The sequence below is a fragment of the Vibrio sp. Y10_XG_PY6 genome, from assembly GCF_024181795.1.
Lineage (GTDB): Bacteria > Pseudomonadota > Gammaproteobacteria > Enterobacterales > Vibrionaceae > Vibrio > Vibrio diabolicus.
Window position 1 is genome coordinate 1,007,434 of the sequence record NZ_JAMZAQ010000002.1, and the last position, 17,445, is coordinate 1,024,878.

The following is a 17,445-nucleotide window of genomic DNA, read 5'->3' on the forward strand; positions in this document are numbered from 1 at the left end:
ATTAATACTCCACTTCTTCTAGCCATTCTTTAGGCATTTCAACCCTTAATGCACTCAACAGTTGACCTGTTGCGTTCATCACTCGATATTTGGCGTACTGCTCTGCATATTTAGAATCTAAGTAGTCTTTACGTGCCTCAAAGAGTTCGTTTTCAGTATTCAATAGATCAAGCAGTGTTCGCTTACCAATGCGATATTGTTTTTCATACGCAATAACGGTTTCAGATGCCGAGTCTACATGATCTGACAAGAACTCTTTTTGCTGTAGGGTCAAATCCAGTGCGCTCCATGAAAGCCTTAACCCTTCTTCAACATTGCGATAAGCACCTTCACGTAAGTCTTTCGCTTTATTTAACTGATAGGCGAAGTTTTCTGAGTTTGCAGCGTCACTGCCGCCATTAAATAGGTTGTAGCGTAGACGTAGCATGGCAAGTGTCTCATCACTGCGGCCTTTTAAGCCATCAGCGTCGTCACGCCATGTTTGTGAAGCTTCAATGGAAATGGTTGGGTAATTAACACCTTTAGATTGTTTGTATTGAAACTTAGCAGAGTCTACGTCTGCGAGCGCGACTTGAATGACAGGGTGCAGCTCAAATGCCAAACCTACCGCTTCATCAATGGTGTATGGAATGAAATTCTGATCCGCTCTTGGAAAGATCAACCCTTGCGGGGTTTGACCCACTAAACGAGTGAACGTAGTGTGAGAGTCGTACAAATTATTTTGAGCAGCTGCCAAATTACCGTGTGCTTTTGCCAAACGTGCTTCTACCTGTGTTAAGTCAGCGGTAGAGCCGATACCTGAGTTGACTCGTTTTTTAATGTCTTCGTAAATATCTTTGTGAACCGCCAAGTTATTTTCAGAAAGCTTGAGTATTTCGTAAGCTTTTACTGCGTCTAAATACACTTTGGTGACTTCAAGCGCTTTATCTGATGCATCGGCCAAAAGTTGAAATCTAACTGACTCTGCATCGGCTGCGGTACGATCGATATCATTTAAGGTTGCACTGCCATCCCATATGAGCTGAGTTAGTGTTACCGAAGCTTCCTTTCGAGTGTAATCTGTATCCCCACGTCCCACCTCGTCAGAAGGGTCTAATCCCTCGTAACCAATGCCCGCATCTAAATCAATAGAAGGTAAGTAGGCGCCCGAAGAGGCTTCATTTACGTATTTTCGACTGGTGAACTCGTTAAATGCGCTCTTAATGTCAGGATTGTTTTTTAACGTCAATGCCACGGCTTGCTCTAAAGTTTGACCGAAAACGGGTAAAGACACTATTAAACTACAGCAGCAAGCAATATTTAGTCGGTTCCATTTCACGGTATTTCTCCTAAAAATTCGTGTTGCTTTTTGCTATTTCATCTCATAACTGAGACGAAACATCATAAATAACAGTGCTTGAGTAAGGGATTTATCAACCTACTGTTAAAACTAGGCTTTTGTTTAAAAATTCCAGAATTTCGCCTTTTTAAACCTTAGCACATATGGCAAATGTTGCTCAGCAACACAGCATGTTTAGGCCAGAGAAAAGCTTGAATTCTTAATATCATAGCGTTTCGCAGCTAGCGTAACTCTATACTTTTTGAATAACTCCGCCCCTTGAGTTATCAAGCATCCCACGAGCTGCGCATACAACGAAAAAATGATGATTTTGACTAAACTATAGACGTAAATGTAGGGGTGACAAACTTTTGACTTGGTTTGAAGTGGGGCGAGGTAGATATGGATCGAGTAACTTTGAGCTCATTGATGGGCAACATCGTGGTTATCGGGCTGGATGGGGAAATTAGGACCCTAGAAGAGGGACAACTACCTCAACCAGGAGAGTTAATAATTGATGAGGTATCAGATACTTCTGAGCTTGTGATCGAGCAGGTGACACCACAAGGAAGTTCGATAAACGTAACTGATGATATCACAGCGTTAATTGAAGCAATTGCTAGTGGGGAAGACCCGACTGAGCTGGGTGAAGAGTTTGATCCTGCTGCAGGTGAAGGAAACGGGTCTAGCCCACAAAATACGGGGGCTATAGATCGCACAGGTGCTGAATTACTCGCCAGTACCAATTTTGAGACAGTGGGAACTGACGGAACAGGATTTTCAAGTACTCAGGTAGAGACGCTACTCGATATTTTCCAAATACAACCACCAGAACCAACAGCAATATCAGTTCCTACAACAGTAATTGTTCAAGAGATTTCCAGCCCAACTGTCAATGAGGGTGATCTAGTTTCCTTCGACATCACACTTAACCAACCAACGGAAGACAATATCAATATCACTTTTTCTCTGTTCGATCAGACTGCGACTGGTGGATCTACTGACGAGAGCGGAAGTGACTACGTCAACGAGAGTGTTCTCATAACATTTTCCGATGGTACAACAGAAGAGATCTCAGTCGATGACAACGGTATTTTTACTGTGTCGGTCCCGTTAGGTGAAAATGGTTTTACGGTTTCTCTCGACTCTATAAATGACTCTATATTCGAAGGTCCAGAAACATTTACGCTTTCTGGCAACACAGAAGAACAAAGTACACCTGCAACTGGGATTGCAACCATTGTTGATGATGGTAGCGGGTCTGGTTTAAGTCCTGATGATGATCGTCCAACGGTAACGATGAGCGATGCAGGGACGATTAATGAAGGTGAGTTAGCCAGCTTTAAAGTGTCTTTATCGAATCCATCAGCTACAGATGTTGAGGTCGAACTAAGTCTCAACCTCGGTGATACAGAAGCCGGTGACTTGGGCACCTTAGAATACAACACGGGAAGTGGTTGGGTCGCAGTGCCAAACGATGGCGTGGTGACGGTGCCAGCCGAGCAAACCGAATTTGATGTTCGTATTGCTTCCATTGATGACGCTGTTTATGAAGGCCCTGAAGACTTCAGTGTGACGGTGACCGGTATTGGTGCGGTGCAAGGCAGCGATACGGGTACGGCGACGATAGTGGATGACGGCAGTGGCCCGGGGCCTGATCCGGATGATGACCGTCCAAGTGTGACTATTACCGACGCTGGCACTATTAATGAAGGTGAGTTAGCCAGCTTTAAAGTGTCTTTATCGAATCCATCAGCTACAGATGTTGAGGTCGAACTAAGTCTCAACCTAGGTGATATAGAAGCCGGCGACTTAGGCACCTTGGAATACAACACGGGCTCCGGTTGGGTTACGGTGCCAAACGACGGTGTGGTGACGGTGCCTGCCGGGCAAACTCAGTTTGATGTGCGCATTGCTTCCATTGATGACGCCGTTTATGAAGGTCCTGAAGATTTCAGTGTTACGGTAACGGGCATTGGTGCGGTACAAGGCAGTGATACCGGCACGGCAACGATTGTGGATGACAGCAGTGGCCCAGGTCCCGATCCAGACGATGACCGTCCGAGTGTAGCTATTACCGACGCTGGCACCATTAATGAAGGTGAAACAGCTAACTTCAAAGTGACGCTATCGAACGCGTCTGAAGCGGAAACGCAAGTAGAGTTGGGTCTTAATCTCGGCGACACCGAAGCCGGTGACTTAGGTATCTTAGAATACAACACGGGAAGTGGTTGGGTCGCAGTGCCAAACGATGGCGTGGTGACAGTACCTGCCGGGCAGACTCAGTTTGATGTGCGTATCGCTTCCATTGATGACGCGGTGTACGAAGGTCCAGAAGATTTCAGTGTTACGGTGACGGGCATTGGGGCGGTGCAAGGCAGCGATACGGGTACGGCGACGATTATGGATGACGGCAGCGGCCCTGGACCTGATCCCGATGATGACCGCCCAAGTGTGACTATTACGAATGCTGGCACCATTAATGAAGGTGAAATAGCTAACTTCAAAGTGACGTTATCGAATGCGTCTGAAGCCGAAACGCAGGTGGAGTTGGGTCTTAATCTCGGCGATACCGAAGTTGGAGATTTGGGCACCCTAGAATACAACACGAGAAGTGGTTGGGTTGCAGTGCCAAATGATGGCGTGGTGACGGTGCCAGCCGGGCAAACCGAATTTGATGTGCGTATTGCTTCCATTGATGACGCCGTTTATGAAGGTCCTGAAGATTTCAGTGTTACGGTAACGGGCATTGGTGCGGTGCAAGGCAGCGATACGGGTACAGCAACGATTGTGGATGAGGGCAGTGGCCCTGGACCTGATCCCGATGATGACCGCCCAAGTGTGACTATTACGGATGCTGGCACCATTAATGAAGGTGAAACAGCTAACTTCAAAGTGACGTTATCGAATGCGTCTGAAGCCGAAACGCAGGTGGAGTTGGGTCTTAATCTCGGCGATACCGAAGTTGGAGATTTGGGCACCCTAGAATACAACACGGGAAGTGGTTGGGTTGCAGTGCCAAACGATGGCGTGGTGACGGTGCCTGCCGGACAGACCGAATTTGATGTGCGAATTGCTTCTATTGATGACGCCGTTTATGAAGGCCCAGAGGATTTCAGCGTTACGGTAACGGGCATTGGCGCAGTACAAGGCAGTGATACGGGCACGGCAACGATTGTGGATGACGGCACTGGCCCAGGACCCGATCCAGATGATGACCGTCCAAATGTCTACATCGTTGAAGATAGCGTGGGTGTTAACGAAGGTACCGATGCTGTGTATACCGTTAGATTATCGGCGGCGGCCGATATCGATGTGACCGTCAGGTTGAACACCTCAACCGACGGCAGCAACACGGCGGAAGCGGACGATATAGGTAGCTTTGTGGTGACCCTTGCTGATGGTGTGACAGTGGTGAATGCCAACAGTGACGGTACGTATACCATTCCCGCCGGTGAGAACGAGCTGAAAGTCACTGTGCCAACCACAGATGATGGCGTCTACGAAGGGGATGAAACCTTCACTGTGGCGGTACAAGGTGACACGGGCGTCCTAGGCAGTGACAGTGCGCTGGGCATTATTTACGACGGTGGTAACGGCCCTGGTCCCGATCCAGACGATGACCGTCCAAGTGTCTATATTGTCGAAGATAGCGTGGGCGTGAATGAAGGTACTGAGGCTGTGTATACCGTCCGGTTGTCGGAGGCTGCCGATATTGACGTGACGGTAAGGTTGAGCACATCAACAGGAGGAACTAATACGGCAGAGCCTGGCGACATTGGTGCTATTAAGCTGACATTATCTGATGGAGTAACTGTCGTGACCGCCAACAGTGATGGCACGTATACTATCCCAGCAGGTGAAACCGATCTCAAACTGTTTGTCCCAACCACGGACGACGATGTGTATGAAGGAGATGAAACCTTCACGGTTGCAGTGCAAGGTGCAACTGGAGTACTTGGTACTGACACTGCGTTGGGCATTATTTACGACGGCGGTAACGGCCCTGGTCCTGACCCGGATGATGATCGCCCGACCGTATCTATCTCAGATGCGGGTATCGTAGATGAGGGTGATATCGCGACGTTTACCGTGTCATTGAGTAATGCTTCGGAAGGTACAGTCCAGGTGCAGTTGACCTTAAACCCAGACGAAACAGAAGTGGATGATCTTGGCTCGCTAGAATATAACACCGGAGCAGGTTGGGTTGCTGTGCCTGTCGATGGCATCGTGACAGTGCCAGCAATGCTTACCGAATTTGATGTGCGCATTGCGACCATTGATGATGAAGTTTATGAAGGTCCGGAAGACTTCAGCGTGACCGTGACGGGTTTGGGCGCAGTTCAGGGCACCGATACTGGTTTGGCGACCATTGTGGATGATGGCACTAAAACGGACGACGATCGACCAACTGTGTCTATCTCGGATGCGGGTACCATTGATGAAGGTAGTTTCGCTACATTTACCGTGTCATTGAGTAATGCCTCAGAAGCAGCGGTCGAGGTTCAATTAACGCTGAATCTGGATGAAACAGAAGTCGGTGACCTTGGCACTCTAGAGTACAACACCGGTTCAGGTTGGGTAAGTGTACCTGTAAGCGGCATTGTGACGGTGCCGGCAGGTATGACGGAATTTGATCTACGCATCGAATCAATTGATGACGGTGTGTACGAAGGCCCTGAAGATTTCAGCGTTACAGTAACTGGCTTGGGATCAGTGCAAGGCAGCGATACTGGTCTGGCGACCATCGTGGATAACTCACCACCTACAGCCCGTGATTTCATCATTTCGCTCGATGTTCAAAATGGTATTTTCCCGGTTCAGGATGTTGAATTTGATGGAATAACGACGTCTGGGGAACAGCGTGTTGAAGATCTCGAAGATGACGCAGTTACTGCAAATGATGATGATATTTTAATTCAGGTCGTTAGCCTTCCTGAACACGGTGAACTGTATTATGTGGATGGAAATGGACAGGAAGTCATTATAGACGAAACCACACAGTTCCCTGAAAACACAGAGGTTAAGTATCGTCTGACTGAAGATTTCTTTGAGGAGCAGAGCTTTGACTCAGCCGACCTTCTTGAAGAACAAGGGAAAGATATCTTGGTGGGATCCTACACTCCTCCTAACTCGAACTTAACGTTCACTGGAGGCCAGATCATCACCATTGGCAACAGCATCATCTTTGATTCCGACGCTCAGATTTCAGTCGATTTTGCGAATCAACAAGTCGGGTTGGTTGTCGTTTCGCCAAATGAAACGGGTCAGGGTGATGAAATCAGTACTGGTGAATATATTACGTTAGAACTGGATGAGGATTTATCAGCTAACGAAGCGAAACTGAACTTAGCCAGTCTGAATGACCGCTTCAACAGTGGTGGTGCATGGTTAACGGCATACATCTTCCTAAATGGTGCACTTGTTGATGTTCAGCAGTTTTACTCAACGGATATTACTTATACCAGCAACCACGAAGGTTCTATTACCGTTGCGTTAGCAAATGGCAGCTTTGATGAAATTCGACTTACTCCAGAAACCGATAGCGCGAGTGATAAAGCGGGCTTTACCTTGGTGGGAACTGAAATCACCAGTTTTACTGACGTGAACGATGACTTTACCTACCAAGCTATTGACACTGATGGTGCGGTAAGTAACGAAGCTACGGTAGCGGTTGATTTCGAGAACGTCACGGTAGACGCTGTCACGGCGCTTGGTTATCAAACCATGGCCTTAAATTCGGATCTGAATCTGGTTATGGGGACAGATGGCGATGATATTCTGGTTGGTACTGAAGGCAATGACCTGATCATCGGTGGTTTAGGTAATGATATCTTGACTGGCGGTGAAGGTGATGACGTATTCAAATGGACAGAAATGCAATCCGCAACTGATACCGTGACAGATTTCAGTGACGGGGATCAGCTTGATTTTACCGATGTATTTGACGATATGAGTGGTACGGATATCTCCGCCTTGCTTGATGATCTTGGTTCGGGTGACTATCGCGGCAGTGTGGATGACATTTCCGTTGAAGTGACTGAAAGTGGAGGTAACTCGACGTTGACCATCAACAAAGATGGACAACAGCTAGAGGTTAACTTTGATGGTGCCTCTGCAGCCGATATTGCCAATAGTCTGATTTCTAATCTCGATCAATTACGAGAATAGATGGCCAAAGATAAAAAACGGAGCGTTTTTTCGCTCCGTTTTTTATTTAATAATACGGTAAACTAACACTGTGATTACAGAACTTTACATGCAAAACCTTTCAGGTAGAAACCTTCCGGGTATGCTGTATCGGTTGGGTGGTCAGCAGCTTGTTCAAAGCGCTCCACAAACTTTACTTGGCGGTTAGCATCTAAGGCTGCGTCAGCAATGATTTTCTGGAACAAAACTTGATCCATTAAGCCAGAGCACGAATAGGTCAGTAGCGTACCGCCAGGTTTTAGGATTTGCATTGCTAGCATGTTGATGTCTTTGTAACCACGACATGCGCCGTTTAGTTGGGCTTTACTGTCTGCAAACTTAGGTGGATCCATGATAACCACATCGAACTGAGTTCCTTGGTCACGATACTCACGAAGCAGTTTAAACACGTCTGCGTTTAGGAACACGGCGCGCTTCTTCGAGATATCAAATTCATTCAGTTCTGCGTTGAACTTCGCAGTGTCTAGAGCAGGTTGTGATACGTCAGCGTTTATCACACGCTTTGCATCACCTTTCAGAGCGTAAAGTCCGAAGCCACCTGTGTAAGAGAAGCAGTTAAGAACTTCCTTGCCTTTCACATATTTCATCGCTTGCTGGCGACTATCACGTTGATCTAGGTAGAAACCTGTTTTATGACCGCCAACGATATCTACACTAATCTTTACGCCATTTTCTTCGATGACGACCGATTTAGGTGGCTCTTCGCCGTGCAAGACGCCCGTGGTTTCTTTCAAACCCTCTTTCTTACGTACCGCGACGTCAGAACGCTCGTACACATTACAATCAGGGAAGCACTCAACTAGAGCATCAACAATGGCCTGTTTATTGTGTTCTGCGCCAGCACTGAGAAGTTGACACACAAAGAAGTTTTGGTAACGGTCAATCGTAACGCCTGGCATACCATCAGACTCTGCCGCGATAAGGCGGTAACCCGTAAGGCCATCACGTTCGATAATGTCTTCACGAAGAAGTTGTGCGTCTTTTAATCGTTTTACGAAAAACGCGGTGTCGATTTCTTCTTTATCAAAACTCCAAATACGAGCACGAATTTGTGAAGCTGGCGAATATGCCGCTTTAGCTAGCCATTTACCGTCGTGAGTGAATACATCAACCGTTTCGCCAAGAGCCGGTTCGCCCTCAACTTTGTTGATGCCTCGAGAGAAGATCCAAGGGTGCTTGCGCTTGACCGATTTCTCACGACCTTTTACCAAATAGATAGCAGCTGTCATTTCATTAGCTCTTGTTGAATTTTGAAAGGGGCGTATTGTCCGGGATGTGAATGGTAAAAGCAATATCCCTCGGCAATCCAGTACATTGTAGTGGCTTTTAAATACAAAAAAGGGTCACCAAAGTAACCCTTTTATTTGAACTGGTCGTAACAGATTACGTTGCTACGCTTTAAGTCCAGTAAGGAGCGATTCCATGGTGTCGCTTTGCGTACGCAGGTGATCCACGTTTTGTGAAGTCGTGCTGATCATATTGCACACGTTATCTGCTTGAACTCGAATCTCTTCAACGCTTGAGGCGATATTGTCCGCGACTACACCTTGTTCTTCAGCCGCTGTTGCAATTTGAATGCTACTGTCGGAGATAGTTTGATTTTTATCTGCCAAAGAGCCGATTTCGTGATTCACTTCCGTCATGAGGTTTTGTCCCTCATTTGCATTGTTGACAGTCACTTCCATCAGTTTAGTAAGTGATTGACTGTTACGCTGTAATGATTCGATCATCGTTTGGATTTCAACAGTTGCTTGTTGAGTACGTCCCGCAAGAGCGCGAACCTCATCCGCAACGACCGCAAATCCACGACCTTGCTCACCAGCACGTGCTGCTTCAATGGCTGCGTTCAATGCAAGTAGGTTAGTTTGCTCGGAAATCCCATTAATGGTTGTCACGACTTCATCAATTTGTGCGGCATTGGCATCTAACTCCGCTACTGCTTGAGACGCAGATTGAATCTCATTAGAGAGGTTCGAAATCGAGTGAAGCGTATTCTCTACTTTTACTTGTCCAGACTGAGCCACGCTGCGCGCATCATCGGTTTGCGCGCTTGAATCGTGAGCTAATGTCGCAACTTCTCGAATCGTTGATGCCATCTGTTCCGTTGCACTCGCAAGAGAGTTGAGGTGCTCTTGTTGCGTCGCAGAAATATCTGAACTGTGATGAATTGATTGATTCAGGTCTGAGCTAATTTGTTGCATTAACGCCACAGACTCTTGAATCGACAGCACCATTTGTTGCTCTCGTTCTGCAACTTTGTCTATCGTAATAGCAATTTCACTAAACTCGTCGCGAACTGGGAAGAAGTTCATTCTCGCGGTTAGGTCACCATCCGCTAGGGTGTTTAATGCTTTATTCATCGTGAACATTGCGCCGCCGATAAACGTCATGATGTAGTAAACGCCAAGCGCGAGAATAAACAAGCTCACACAGATGATGCTCACTTGAGTCGTTGATAGGGCAGTCCATAGAGAAAGTTCATGGTTTGCAACCAAGCTGTACGCACCATTTAGAACAGACACGGATTGCGGACCAGAGCCAAGAGAAACGGTTTCTGAACCAGCTATGAGGTTTGCTACTTGCGATTGAGAAAGGTTGCCTGCCTCTATCAGACCTTTCATAAGCATGAGCTCTTCTTGGTACATACTTGAGATCAACGTATTAGCCGCGCTATTAAGGACGAGAGTGAGAATGACTAAAGCAAGAAGAGGGAGAACGAAGAGCAAATAGAACTTTTCTTGAATCTTTAAGTGAATGAGATACTTATCAATCCAGCGGAATGGAATTTCTTTCATAATTATAATAACCGTGCAAAAACCCACTATCCTTAGTGGGGTGAATAGACGAAAAGAATATATCACTCAGTAAAAAGAAGCGGTACAAAGATGAACGTAAAGTGTGAGAGATTTATAGTAAAAGGTCACGTTCAAGGCGTCGGCTTTCGTTACCATACTTCCCATCAAGGATTGAAACTGGGTTTGACGGGTTACGCGAAGAACCTAAACGATGGTGATGTTGAAGTGATGGCGTGTGGAACAGACGCACAAATAGCTGCGTTTTCCGAGTGGTTGAAAGAAGGCCCGCGAACGGCAACAGTAGAGAGTGTGATTCAGGAGTCTGCGTCATATAAGCCGTTGCGCGGTTTTAAGATTTTGTAAATTCTACAAGCATTTAGCTGGCTTTGGTAGGCCGGCTAATTTAGTCGCTTGTTTGGCTGGCCCCTTTTTAAACAGCTTGAATAGATACTTACTGTTACCTTTTTCTGGGCCGTGCGCTTTTTCCATTGCTTTGACAAGCATACGCACAGCAGGGGAAGTATTAAACTCTTCATAAAAATCTCGCACAAAGTGCACAACTTCCAAATGAGCATCCGTAAGCTCGATGTCTTCTTCTTTTGCTAAAAGCTCAATCATACCTTCTTCCCATTGAGTATGATCCAGTAAGTAGCCTTGAGCATCAGTTTCAATTTCTTTGCCGTTGTAAACGAACATAACGTTTTATCCGTTAAGTGAACATGGATGTTTATAGATTAGCGACAGGTGAGGATGTTCTCAACAAAAGAATCTCGAAGTAGTGCCGAGCGAAGCAAAAGCGTACAAAATGGTGAGTGCTTTTTGACTGAGCCAGGTGCTTTGATATAAATACTCTTTTATTCAAATAAATAGGAAACTATTCAGTTTGTTAGAAATTTTTCGGGGTGAGTACCAATAAAATCGCATGGATATCCAGGCTTATTCATTTTTGTTTTGGTTTTTTCTTGGCTACTTGTCTGAATATGGAATTTTATCGGTGAATGAATAGCTTACGACGTTGTGTTTGCTCTTATAGACCGATATTCTCTTGGTTGATAAGCAACCTACATTCTGGTTGTAAACAATAATGATGACAAGGAGTTAGTCATGTCGAAACAACGTTACATTGAAATAAATGACAACGTAAAATCCATTTGGTCTATTGAGCGTATTTGGGAGCTCGCGGAGTCCCTACCTGTAGAAGAAATTGCTATTGATGATATCAAAGGCCCTAATGAAGTGACCTGGTTTAGTGATGATGGACCACAGCCAACCTGTCGTGAGATCGCGAAGCATTGCCAACGCATCAACAATGCCGATTTGTCGTATCCCGTAATTTTAACCAATGATTACCGTGTTTTTGATGGTATGCACCGAATTGCTAAGCAAATCATGTTGGGTGAAGATACGATTAAAGTGAGACGTTTTAGAGAAAATCCTGAGGCTGATGAAGTTATCGAGTTAGCAGTCGAACAGGCGTAATGCACTTAACCACTAGCAAAGAAAAAGCCCGAAGGAATTACCTTCGGGCTTCTAGTATTCACCTTAGAGCGAACGATTAATCGTCGTTCATAATACCTAGAATGCTTAGTAGGCTAGTGAACAAGTTAAGGATGTTTAGGTACATCGAAATTGTCGCACTAATGTAGTTAGTTTCTTCGCCGCGAACGATACGGCTTGTATCAAACAAGATGAAACCAGAGAACACTAGTGCAGAGACGCTGCTTATTACTAGTTGGGCCATTGTTGAACCAACGAAAATGTTAATCAGCATCGCCACGATAACAATGATCAAACCTGCCATCAGGAAGTTACGCATGAAAGAGAAATCTTTCTTGCTCGAAATGGTGTAAGCCGATAGGCCTAGAAACACCATGCCAGTCAACCCTAGAGCTTGAGCAATGATCGTTGGACCGTTTGGAATCGATGCGTAGTAGTTAAGCATTGGACCTAAAGCACCACCCATTAGAGTTGTGAAAACAAATGTCCAAACGATACCAGATGATGAGTTGATTGCTTTTGGCATGACAAAGAACAAAATACCAATCGCTGCAATTTGCATCACGATCGCCATGATTGGTGAAATTTGCATTGCCATTGTTGCTACTGCTGCGATCGCACTGGTCATCAGTGTCATCGACAGTAGGAAGTAAGTGTTTTTCAGTACTTTGTTAGTTTCAAGTGTGTTGGGAACACTTGTTGAACGAGTAAACATTGGACTGTTCATAATTATCCTCAGTAAGGGAGTTTACTATTGGTACATTTATGGGGCTGAAAGTTCAAAAAATCAAGCCCTAACCATGCGTAACTTAGATAAAATAATAATAGAAATAAGATGTTATGTATTTGACAACTTGTAACACAATATTACTGCAGAGCAAAGTCACAGTGATTGTCACACAGAATTTTGAATTTACTAACAAAAAGCACTGACTTCATTGAAATCAGTGCTTTTATTATGCGAATTGCAAAAGATCTTAGTGATGTAAGATTTGCGCTAGGAAATTTTGAGTTCGATCTGATTGAGGGTTTTCAAAGAAATCAACAGGGTTGTTCTCTTCGATGATCTCTCCTGCGTCCATAAATATCACGCGATCGGCAACCTCTTTCGCAAACCCCATTTCATGTGTCACACAGAGCATGGTCATGCCTTCCTCGGCGAGTTCGACCATTACATCCAACACTTCGCGAACCATCTCAGGATCAAGCGCTGATGTTGGTTCATCAAAAAGCATAACTTTAGGGTTCATACACAACGAACGGGCAATCGCCACGCGTTGTTGCTGACCACCAGACAACTGACCAGGATATTTCTCTGCTTGGTCCGGAATTTTAACGCGTTCCAGATATTTCATCGCGACCGCTTCTGCCTCATCTTTAGGCATCTTCTTCACCCAAATAGGCGCGAGCGTACAGTTTTCCAGTACGGTTAAATGAGGGAAGAGATTAAAGTGCTGAAAGCACATGCCCACTTCACGGCGCACAGCTTCAATATTTTTCAAATCTTCAGTTAATTCCGTACCGGAAACATAAATACTGCCAGCTTGGTGCTCTTCGAGGCGGTTAATACAGCGAATCATCGTTGATTTTCCTGACCCTGATGGGCCACAGATTACGATTTTTTCCCCGCGCTTAACATCGAGGTTAATATTTTTTAGTACGTGAAACTCACCATACCATTTATTCATGTCCTTCAATTGGATCATATAGTCTTGTTGTTGCGTCATAATACGTCCTTGAGCTTGATGAGTTATCGTTTGTGACCGGTATGAAGTTTGTTTTCAAGCCATATCGAATAACGCGACATGCCAAAACAAAATACCCAAAACACTAACGCGACAAATACATAACTTTCAGTAGCAAAGCCTAGCCAGTCAGGGTCGGTGTTTGCTGCTTGTCCTATACCTAGTACGTCAAACATACCAATGATAAGAACCAAACTGGTGTCTTTAAACAATCCGATAAACGTGTTCACGATAGAAGGGATCGTAATCTTCAGCGCCTGTGGCAAGATAATAAGCCCTGTTTTTTTCCAGTAACTTAACCCAAGTGCGTCGGCAGCCTCATATTGGCCTTTTGGAATCGCTTGTAAGCCGCCCCGTACCACTTCGGCCATGTACGCCGAGGCAAACATCACCACACCAATAAGAGCGCGAATAAGTTTGTCTGTCTCTGATCCTTCGGACATAAACAAAGGCAGCATAACGGAAGCCATGAACAGAACGGTAATCAGTGGCACACCACGCCAAACTTCAATATAGACGGTACAAATACTGCGAATGATGGGCATCTCTGAACGTCTACCGAGCGCGAGTACCACACCAATCGGTAATGAAACGACAATACCGACTAACGCAATGATGAGCGTAACGAGTAATCCGCCCCATTTGTGTGTATCGACCACTTCTAGCCCAAATATCCCACCGTATAACAGCCCAGCGATAATGAATGGGTAGATGTTTACGAAGAAAAGCCAAATCCAAATCCGTTTCGGTGTCTTTTCATACGCTAGCAACACAGTAAATATAGCCAATGTGATGTAGAAAAGGCGAGGGCGCCACAGTTCAGACTCAGGATAGAAACCGTACATGAACTGCTCCCAGCGCACGCTGATAAATACCCAGCAAGCACCTTCTCGGCTGCAGTCGTCACGCGTCGAACCAATCCAGTCTGCGTTGATAAACGCCCAATCAACGATATGCCAAACTGCACTAAAGACAAGATAAGCAAGAATTACGGTAACAATGGAGTTGACAGGTCCATTAAATAGGTTTTTCCGCATCCAACCAACGAAGCCGACGGTATTGGCTGGTGGCGGGAGATCCGGTTGAAATTGATGAGTACTCATATTATCTCTCCACCAGCGCGACTTTACGGTTATACAAGTTCATTAATGCAGACGTAATCAAACTTAAGGTTAAGTACACGCCCATCGTCATCGCAATGATCTCAATCGCTTGCCCAGTTTGGTTCAGGGTAGTACCAGCAAAGACAGAGACAAGGTCTGGGTAACCAATCGCCATCGCTAACGATGAGTTTTTGGTGAGGTTGAGATATTGACTGGTTAAAGGTGGAATAATAATTCGTAACGCTTGCGGAATGACAACAAGCTTTAAAGTTTTCGCGCGTGGTAAGCCCAGCGACATCGCCGCTTCCGTTTGACCATGGCTAACCGCATTAATACCAGAACGTACAATTTCGGCAATGAAGGAGGCGGTATAAACGCTCAGTGCCAAAAGTAGTGCAGCAAGTTCAGGAATAATGCTAATACCACCTTGGAAGTTAAACCCTTTCAGTTCAGGATAATTTAGTGAAATTGGCATACCAGCAAGGAAGTAGACAATCAGCGGAAGGCCAACGACTAAGCCTAAAGCTATTCTTCCCATTGGCGTTTGTTGTCCAGTTAGGCGTTGCTTGTTATTCGCCCATACATTGATCAGCAAGCTGGCGATCACCCCGAAGATTAATGCAGCAATAACAAAGCCACTGCCTGGCTCCATTTCTGGTGCTGGAAAATATAAACCACGAACATTCAAGAAGATGGCTTCGCCAAGGCTCAAGCTTTGACGAGGTGAGGGTAATGCTTGAAGAACAGCGAAATACCAGAAAAATATTTGTAGAAGAAGTGGGATATTTCGGAACGTTTCGATATAAACAGCAGCCAAGCGACTTACTAACCAGTTAGAAGAAAGGCGAGCGACCCCCATTGTAAAACCAATCACGGTAGCCAGAATAATACCTAATACGGAGACTAACGCCGTATTAAGAAGGCCGATGATAAATGTTCTACCGTAAGAGTACGTTTCATCGTATTCAATTAATGTTAACCCAATACCAAACCCGGCTTCTTGATTTAAAAAACCGAAACCCGTAGCGATCCCACGAGCATCTAAGTTGTTCAGTGCGTTATTTATAATCGTGTAAAAGAAAAATACCAGTGCAGCTATGGCAATGATCTGGAAAATAGCAGAACGAAAGGCGGGATTATAAATCAAGCTCTTGCTTCCGCTCGGTTTGGACATCGTACTTGGCGATGCATCTTTTGTCGGTTTCATACAGCGATAACCTCAAACCTTAGTTATAGATATCTGCCTGTATAAATAGTCACGTCCTTGCTGGTCGAAGCATGTTTTCACCAGAGTTAAACGGCGATATTCGAGTTGAAATAGCCTACCTAAGCGAATACTTCTTACCATTCAATGAGCGGTCTTTACTCATACAGATGGATAAAATCAAGAAAAAGGGCGGCATGAACCGCCCTGATTAACTTGTTCTATCGGATTGGTGGCGCGTACATAAAGCCGCCTGCATTCCATAGCGCATTAACGCCACGAGAAATTTCTAACGGCGAACCAGTACCGACTGTGCGTTCGAAGCTTTCACCATAGTTACCGACTTGCTTGACAACTTGGTAGCCCCAATCATCACGAATACCCAAACCTTTGCCTTTCGGACCGTCAACACCAAGAATACGTTTGATGTTTGGATCTTTCGATTTCAGCATTTCATCCGCATTTTTCGAACTAATACCATACTCTTCGGCGTTAATCATTGCTGATAATGTCCACTTCGCAATATTGAACCATTGGTCATCACCTTGACGAACGACGGGACCTAGTGGTTCTTTAGAAATGATTTCCGGAAGAACGGCTGCAGAAGAGGGATCTTTCAGGTTCAGGCGCAATGCATAAAGACCAGATTGGTCAGTCGTTAACACATCACAACGTCCTGCATCGAAACCTTTTGACGTTTGGGCTGCCGTATCAAATACGACCGGCTTGTATGACATACCGCTGTTACGGAAGTAGTCAGCAAGGTTCAGCTCAGTTGTTGTACCGGACTGTACGCAAACTGATGCACCATCAAGCTCTTTTGCGCTTGAGATGCCAAGATCTTTCTTCACCATGAAGCCCTGGCCATCGTAGTAGTTTACCCCTACGAAGTTTAGGCCAAGTGCAGTATCACGATGCAGTGTCCAGGTGGTGTTACGAGAAAGCACATCAATCTCACCTGATTGAAGCGCAGTGAAACGTTCTTTCGCGGTTAGGGGTACATATTTAACTTTCGTTTTATCCCCAAGAACGGCTGCAGCCAGTGCTTGGCAATATTCTACGTCGATACCTTCCCATTCACCTTTTGAGTTAGGGTTAGAGAAACCAGGTAGACCGGTACTTACGCCACAAGTAAGAAAACCTTGTTTTGTGACTTTGTCCAGAGTAGTGTCTGCTGCTTGAGCTGATGTTGCCATCATCGCAGTAGAAGCCGCTACGACGGAAGCAAGAACTGTGAGTTTATTTGCCATTTGTATCCTTCCTGTATGATCCATGTTTAATCAGGAGTGACCTGAAATAACGTGTCCAATTCGTTAGAGTTATCGTCCTACGTGATTGATTTTCGAAGAAACGGTATTCGATAGATCAACCAGTTATAAGCGTAGGAAAGGATCTGTTAATTCTCAAATATATAATTTAAATGAAGTTTTGAGAGAACTTACAAAGCGCCTTGAGATTTAGAATGACGAAATGTTAATTGTTTGTAAATAGTGCAAATCATGGACAATTTGGTGCATCAGAACAATCAATAGAAGAGTGAACAATACAAGAGAATAAAAAGTTGTTATTAAAA

Annotated in this window: 12 protein-coding genes; 3 read left to right on the forward strand and 9 right to left on the reverse strand. The window is 45.2% G+C overall.

What is annotated here, in order from left to right:
• Position 1: 1 nt before the first annotated feature.
• The gene (locus tag NL644_RS13110) at positions 2–1,318 is read right to left on the reverse strand and encodes a TolC family outer membrane protein (protein WP_253658469.1); all 1,317 of its coding nucleotides are present in this window, start codon (positions 1,316–1,318) and stop codon (positions 2–4) included.
• Between the two features lie 402 nt (positions 1,319–1,720).
• Between NL644_RS13110 and NL644_RS13115 the strand changes: the two genes are divergently transcribed.
• Positions 1,721–7,489, forward strand: coding sequence for a Calx-beta domain-containing protein (locus tag NL644_RS13115; protein ID WP_253658470.1), 5,769 nt, complete (start codon positions 1,721–1,723; stop codon positions 7,487–7,489).
• A gap of 74 nt (positions 7,490–7,563) precedes the next feature.
• Here the strand turns inward: NL644_RS13115 and NL644_RS13120 are convergent, their stop codons facing one another.
• Both NL644_RS13120 and NL644_RS13125 read right to left on the reverse strand, forming a co-directional pair.
• Positions 7,564–8,757 (reverse strand): class I SAM-dependent methyltransferase, encoded by a 1,194-nt coding sequence (locus tag NL644_RS13120; protein ID WP_046876203.1) that lies wholly within the window; start codon positions 8,755–8,757, stop codon positions 7,564–7,566.
• Positions 8,758–8,919: 162 nt separating this feature from the next.
• Positions 8,920–10,323 (reverse strand): methyl-accepting chemotaxis protein, encoded by a 1,404-nt coding sequence (locus tag NL644_RS13125; protein WP_114322313.1) that lies wholly within the window; start codon positions 10,321–10,323, stop codon positions 8,920–8,922.
• Positions 10,324–10,413: 90 nt separating this feature from the next.
• Here NL644_RS13125 and yccX point away from each other — a divergent pair, with 90 nt between their 5' ends.
• Positions 10,414–10,686 (forward strand): acylphosphatase, encoded by a 273-nt coding sequence (gene yccX, locus NL644_RS13130; protein ID WP_005396574.1) that lies wholly within the window; start codon positions 10,414–10,416, stop codon positions 10,684–10,686.
• 3 nt (positions 10,687–10,689) lie between these two features.
• Here the strand turns inward: yccX and NL644_RS13135 are convergent, their stop codons facing one another.
• Positions 10,690–11,019 carry a TusE/DsrC/DsvC family sulfur relay protein gene (locus NL644_RS13135; protein ID WP_005377396.1) on the reverse strand — a complete coding sequence of 110 codons (330 nt, stop codon included), beginning with the start codon at positions 11,017–11,019 and terminating at the stop codon, positions 10,690–10,692.
• A 408-nt stretch (positions 11,020–11,427) separates the two neighbouring features.
• On the opposite strand from NL644_RS13135, the gene NL644_RS13140 reads away from it, so the two are divergent.
• Positions 11,428–11,802 carry a hypothetical protein gene (locus NL644_RS13140; protein WP_005396572.1) on the forward strand — a complete coding sequence of 125 codons (375 nt, stop codon included), beginning with the start codon at positions 11,428–11,430 and terminating at the stop codon, positions 11,800–11,802.
• Between the two features lie 76 nt (positions 11,803–11,878).
• Here the strand turns inward: NL644_RS13140 and NL644_RS13145 are convergent, their stop codons facing one another.
• The 5 genes from NL644_RS13145 to NL644_RS13165 form a co-directional block, all read right to left on the reverse strand.
• Positions 11,879–12,547 carry a Bax inhibitor-1/YccA family protein gene (locus tag NL644_RS13145; protein ID WP_046876207.1) on the reverse strand — a complete coding sequence of 223 codons (669 nt, stop codon included), beginning with the start codon at positions 12,545–12,547 and terminating at the stop codon, positions 11,879–11,881.
• A 250-nt stretch (positions 12,548–12,797) separates the two neighbouring features.
• Entirely contained in the window at positions 12,798–13,547 is a 750-nt protein-coding gene (locus NL644_RS13150) for an amino acid ABC transporter ATP-binding protein (protein ID WP_005377400.1), read from the reverse strand.
• 23 nt (positions 13,548–13,570) lie between these two features.
• Positions 13,571–14,668: an amino acid ABC transporter permease gene (locus NL644_RS13155; RefSeq protein ID WP_046876208.1), complete on the reverse strand. Its 1,098-nt coding sequence runs from the start codon at positions 14,666–14,668 to the stop codon at positions 13,571–13,573.
• A 1-nt stretch (position 14,669) separates the two neighbouring features.
• Entirely contained in the window at positions 14,670–15,875 is a 1,206-nt protein-coding gene (locus NL644_RS13160) for an amino acid ABC transporter permease (RefSeq protein WP_006743259.1), read from the reverse strand.
• Positions 15,876–16,093: 218 nt separating this feature from the next.
• Positions 16,094–17,122: an amino acid ABC transporter substrate-binding protein gene (locus tag NL644_RS13165; protein ID WP_053807446.1), complete on the reverse strand. Its 1,029-nt coding sequence runs from the start codon at positions 17,120–17,122 to the stop codon at positions 16,094–16,096.
• Positions 17,123–17,445 lie beyond the last annotated feature (323 nt).

Bases quoted from the DNA above. Each gene is read 5' to 3' on its own strand.
- NL644_RS13120 (WP_046876203.1), bottom strand. From the start codon at position 8,757: ATGACAGCTGCTATCTATTTGGTAAAAGGTCGTGAGAAATCGGTCAAG.
- NL644_RS13160 (WP_006743259.1), bottom strand. From the start codon at position 15,875: ATGAAACCGACAAAAGATGCATCGCCAAGTACGATGTCCAAACCGAGC.
- NL644_RS13115 (WP_253658470.1), top strand. From the start codon at position 1,721: ATGGATCGAGTAACTTTGAGCTCATTGATGGGCAACATCGTGGTTATC.
- NL644_RS13125 (WP_114322313.1), bottom strand. From the start codon at position 10,323: ATGAAAGAAATTCCATTCCGCTGGATTGATAAGTATCTCATTCACTTA.
- NL644_RS13145 (WP_046876207.1), bottom strand. From the start codon at position 12,547: ATGAACAGTCCAATGTTTACTCGTTCAACAAGTGTTCCCAACACACTT.
- NL644_RS13155 (WP_046876208.1), bottom strand. From the start codon at position 14,668: ATGAGTACTCATCAATTTCAACCGGATCTCCCGCCACCAGCCAATACC.
- NL644_RS13165 (WP_053807446.1), bottom strand. From the start codon at position 17,122: ATGGCAAATAAACTCACAGTTCTTGCTTCCGTCGTAGCGGCTTCTACT.
- NL644_RS13135 (WP_005377396.1), bottom strand. From the start codon at position 11,019: ATGTTCGTTTACAACGGCAAAGAAATTGAAACTGATGCTCAAGGCTAC.
- yccX (WP_005396574.1), top strand. From the start codon at position 10,414: ATGAACGTAAAGTGTGAGAGATTTATAGTAAAAGGTCACGTTCAAGGC.
- NL644_RS13150 (WP_005377400.1), bottom strand. From the start codon at position 13,547: ATGACGCAACAACAAGACTATATGATCCAATTGAAGGACATGAATAAA.
- NL644_RS13140 (WP_005396572.1), top strand. From the start codon at position 11,428: ATGTCGAAACAACGTTACATTGAAATAAATGACAACGTAAAATCCATT.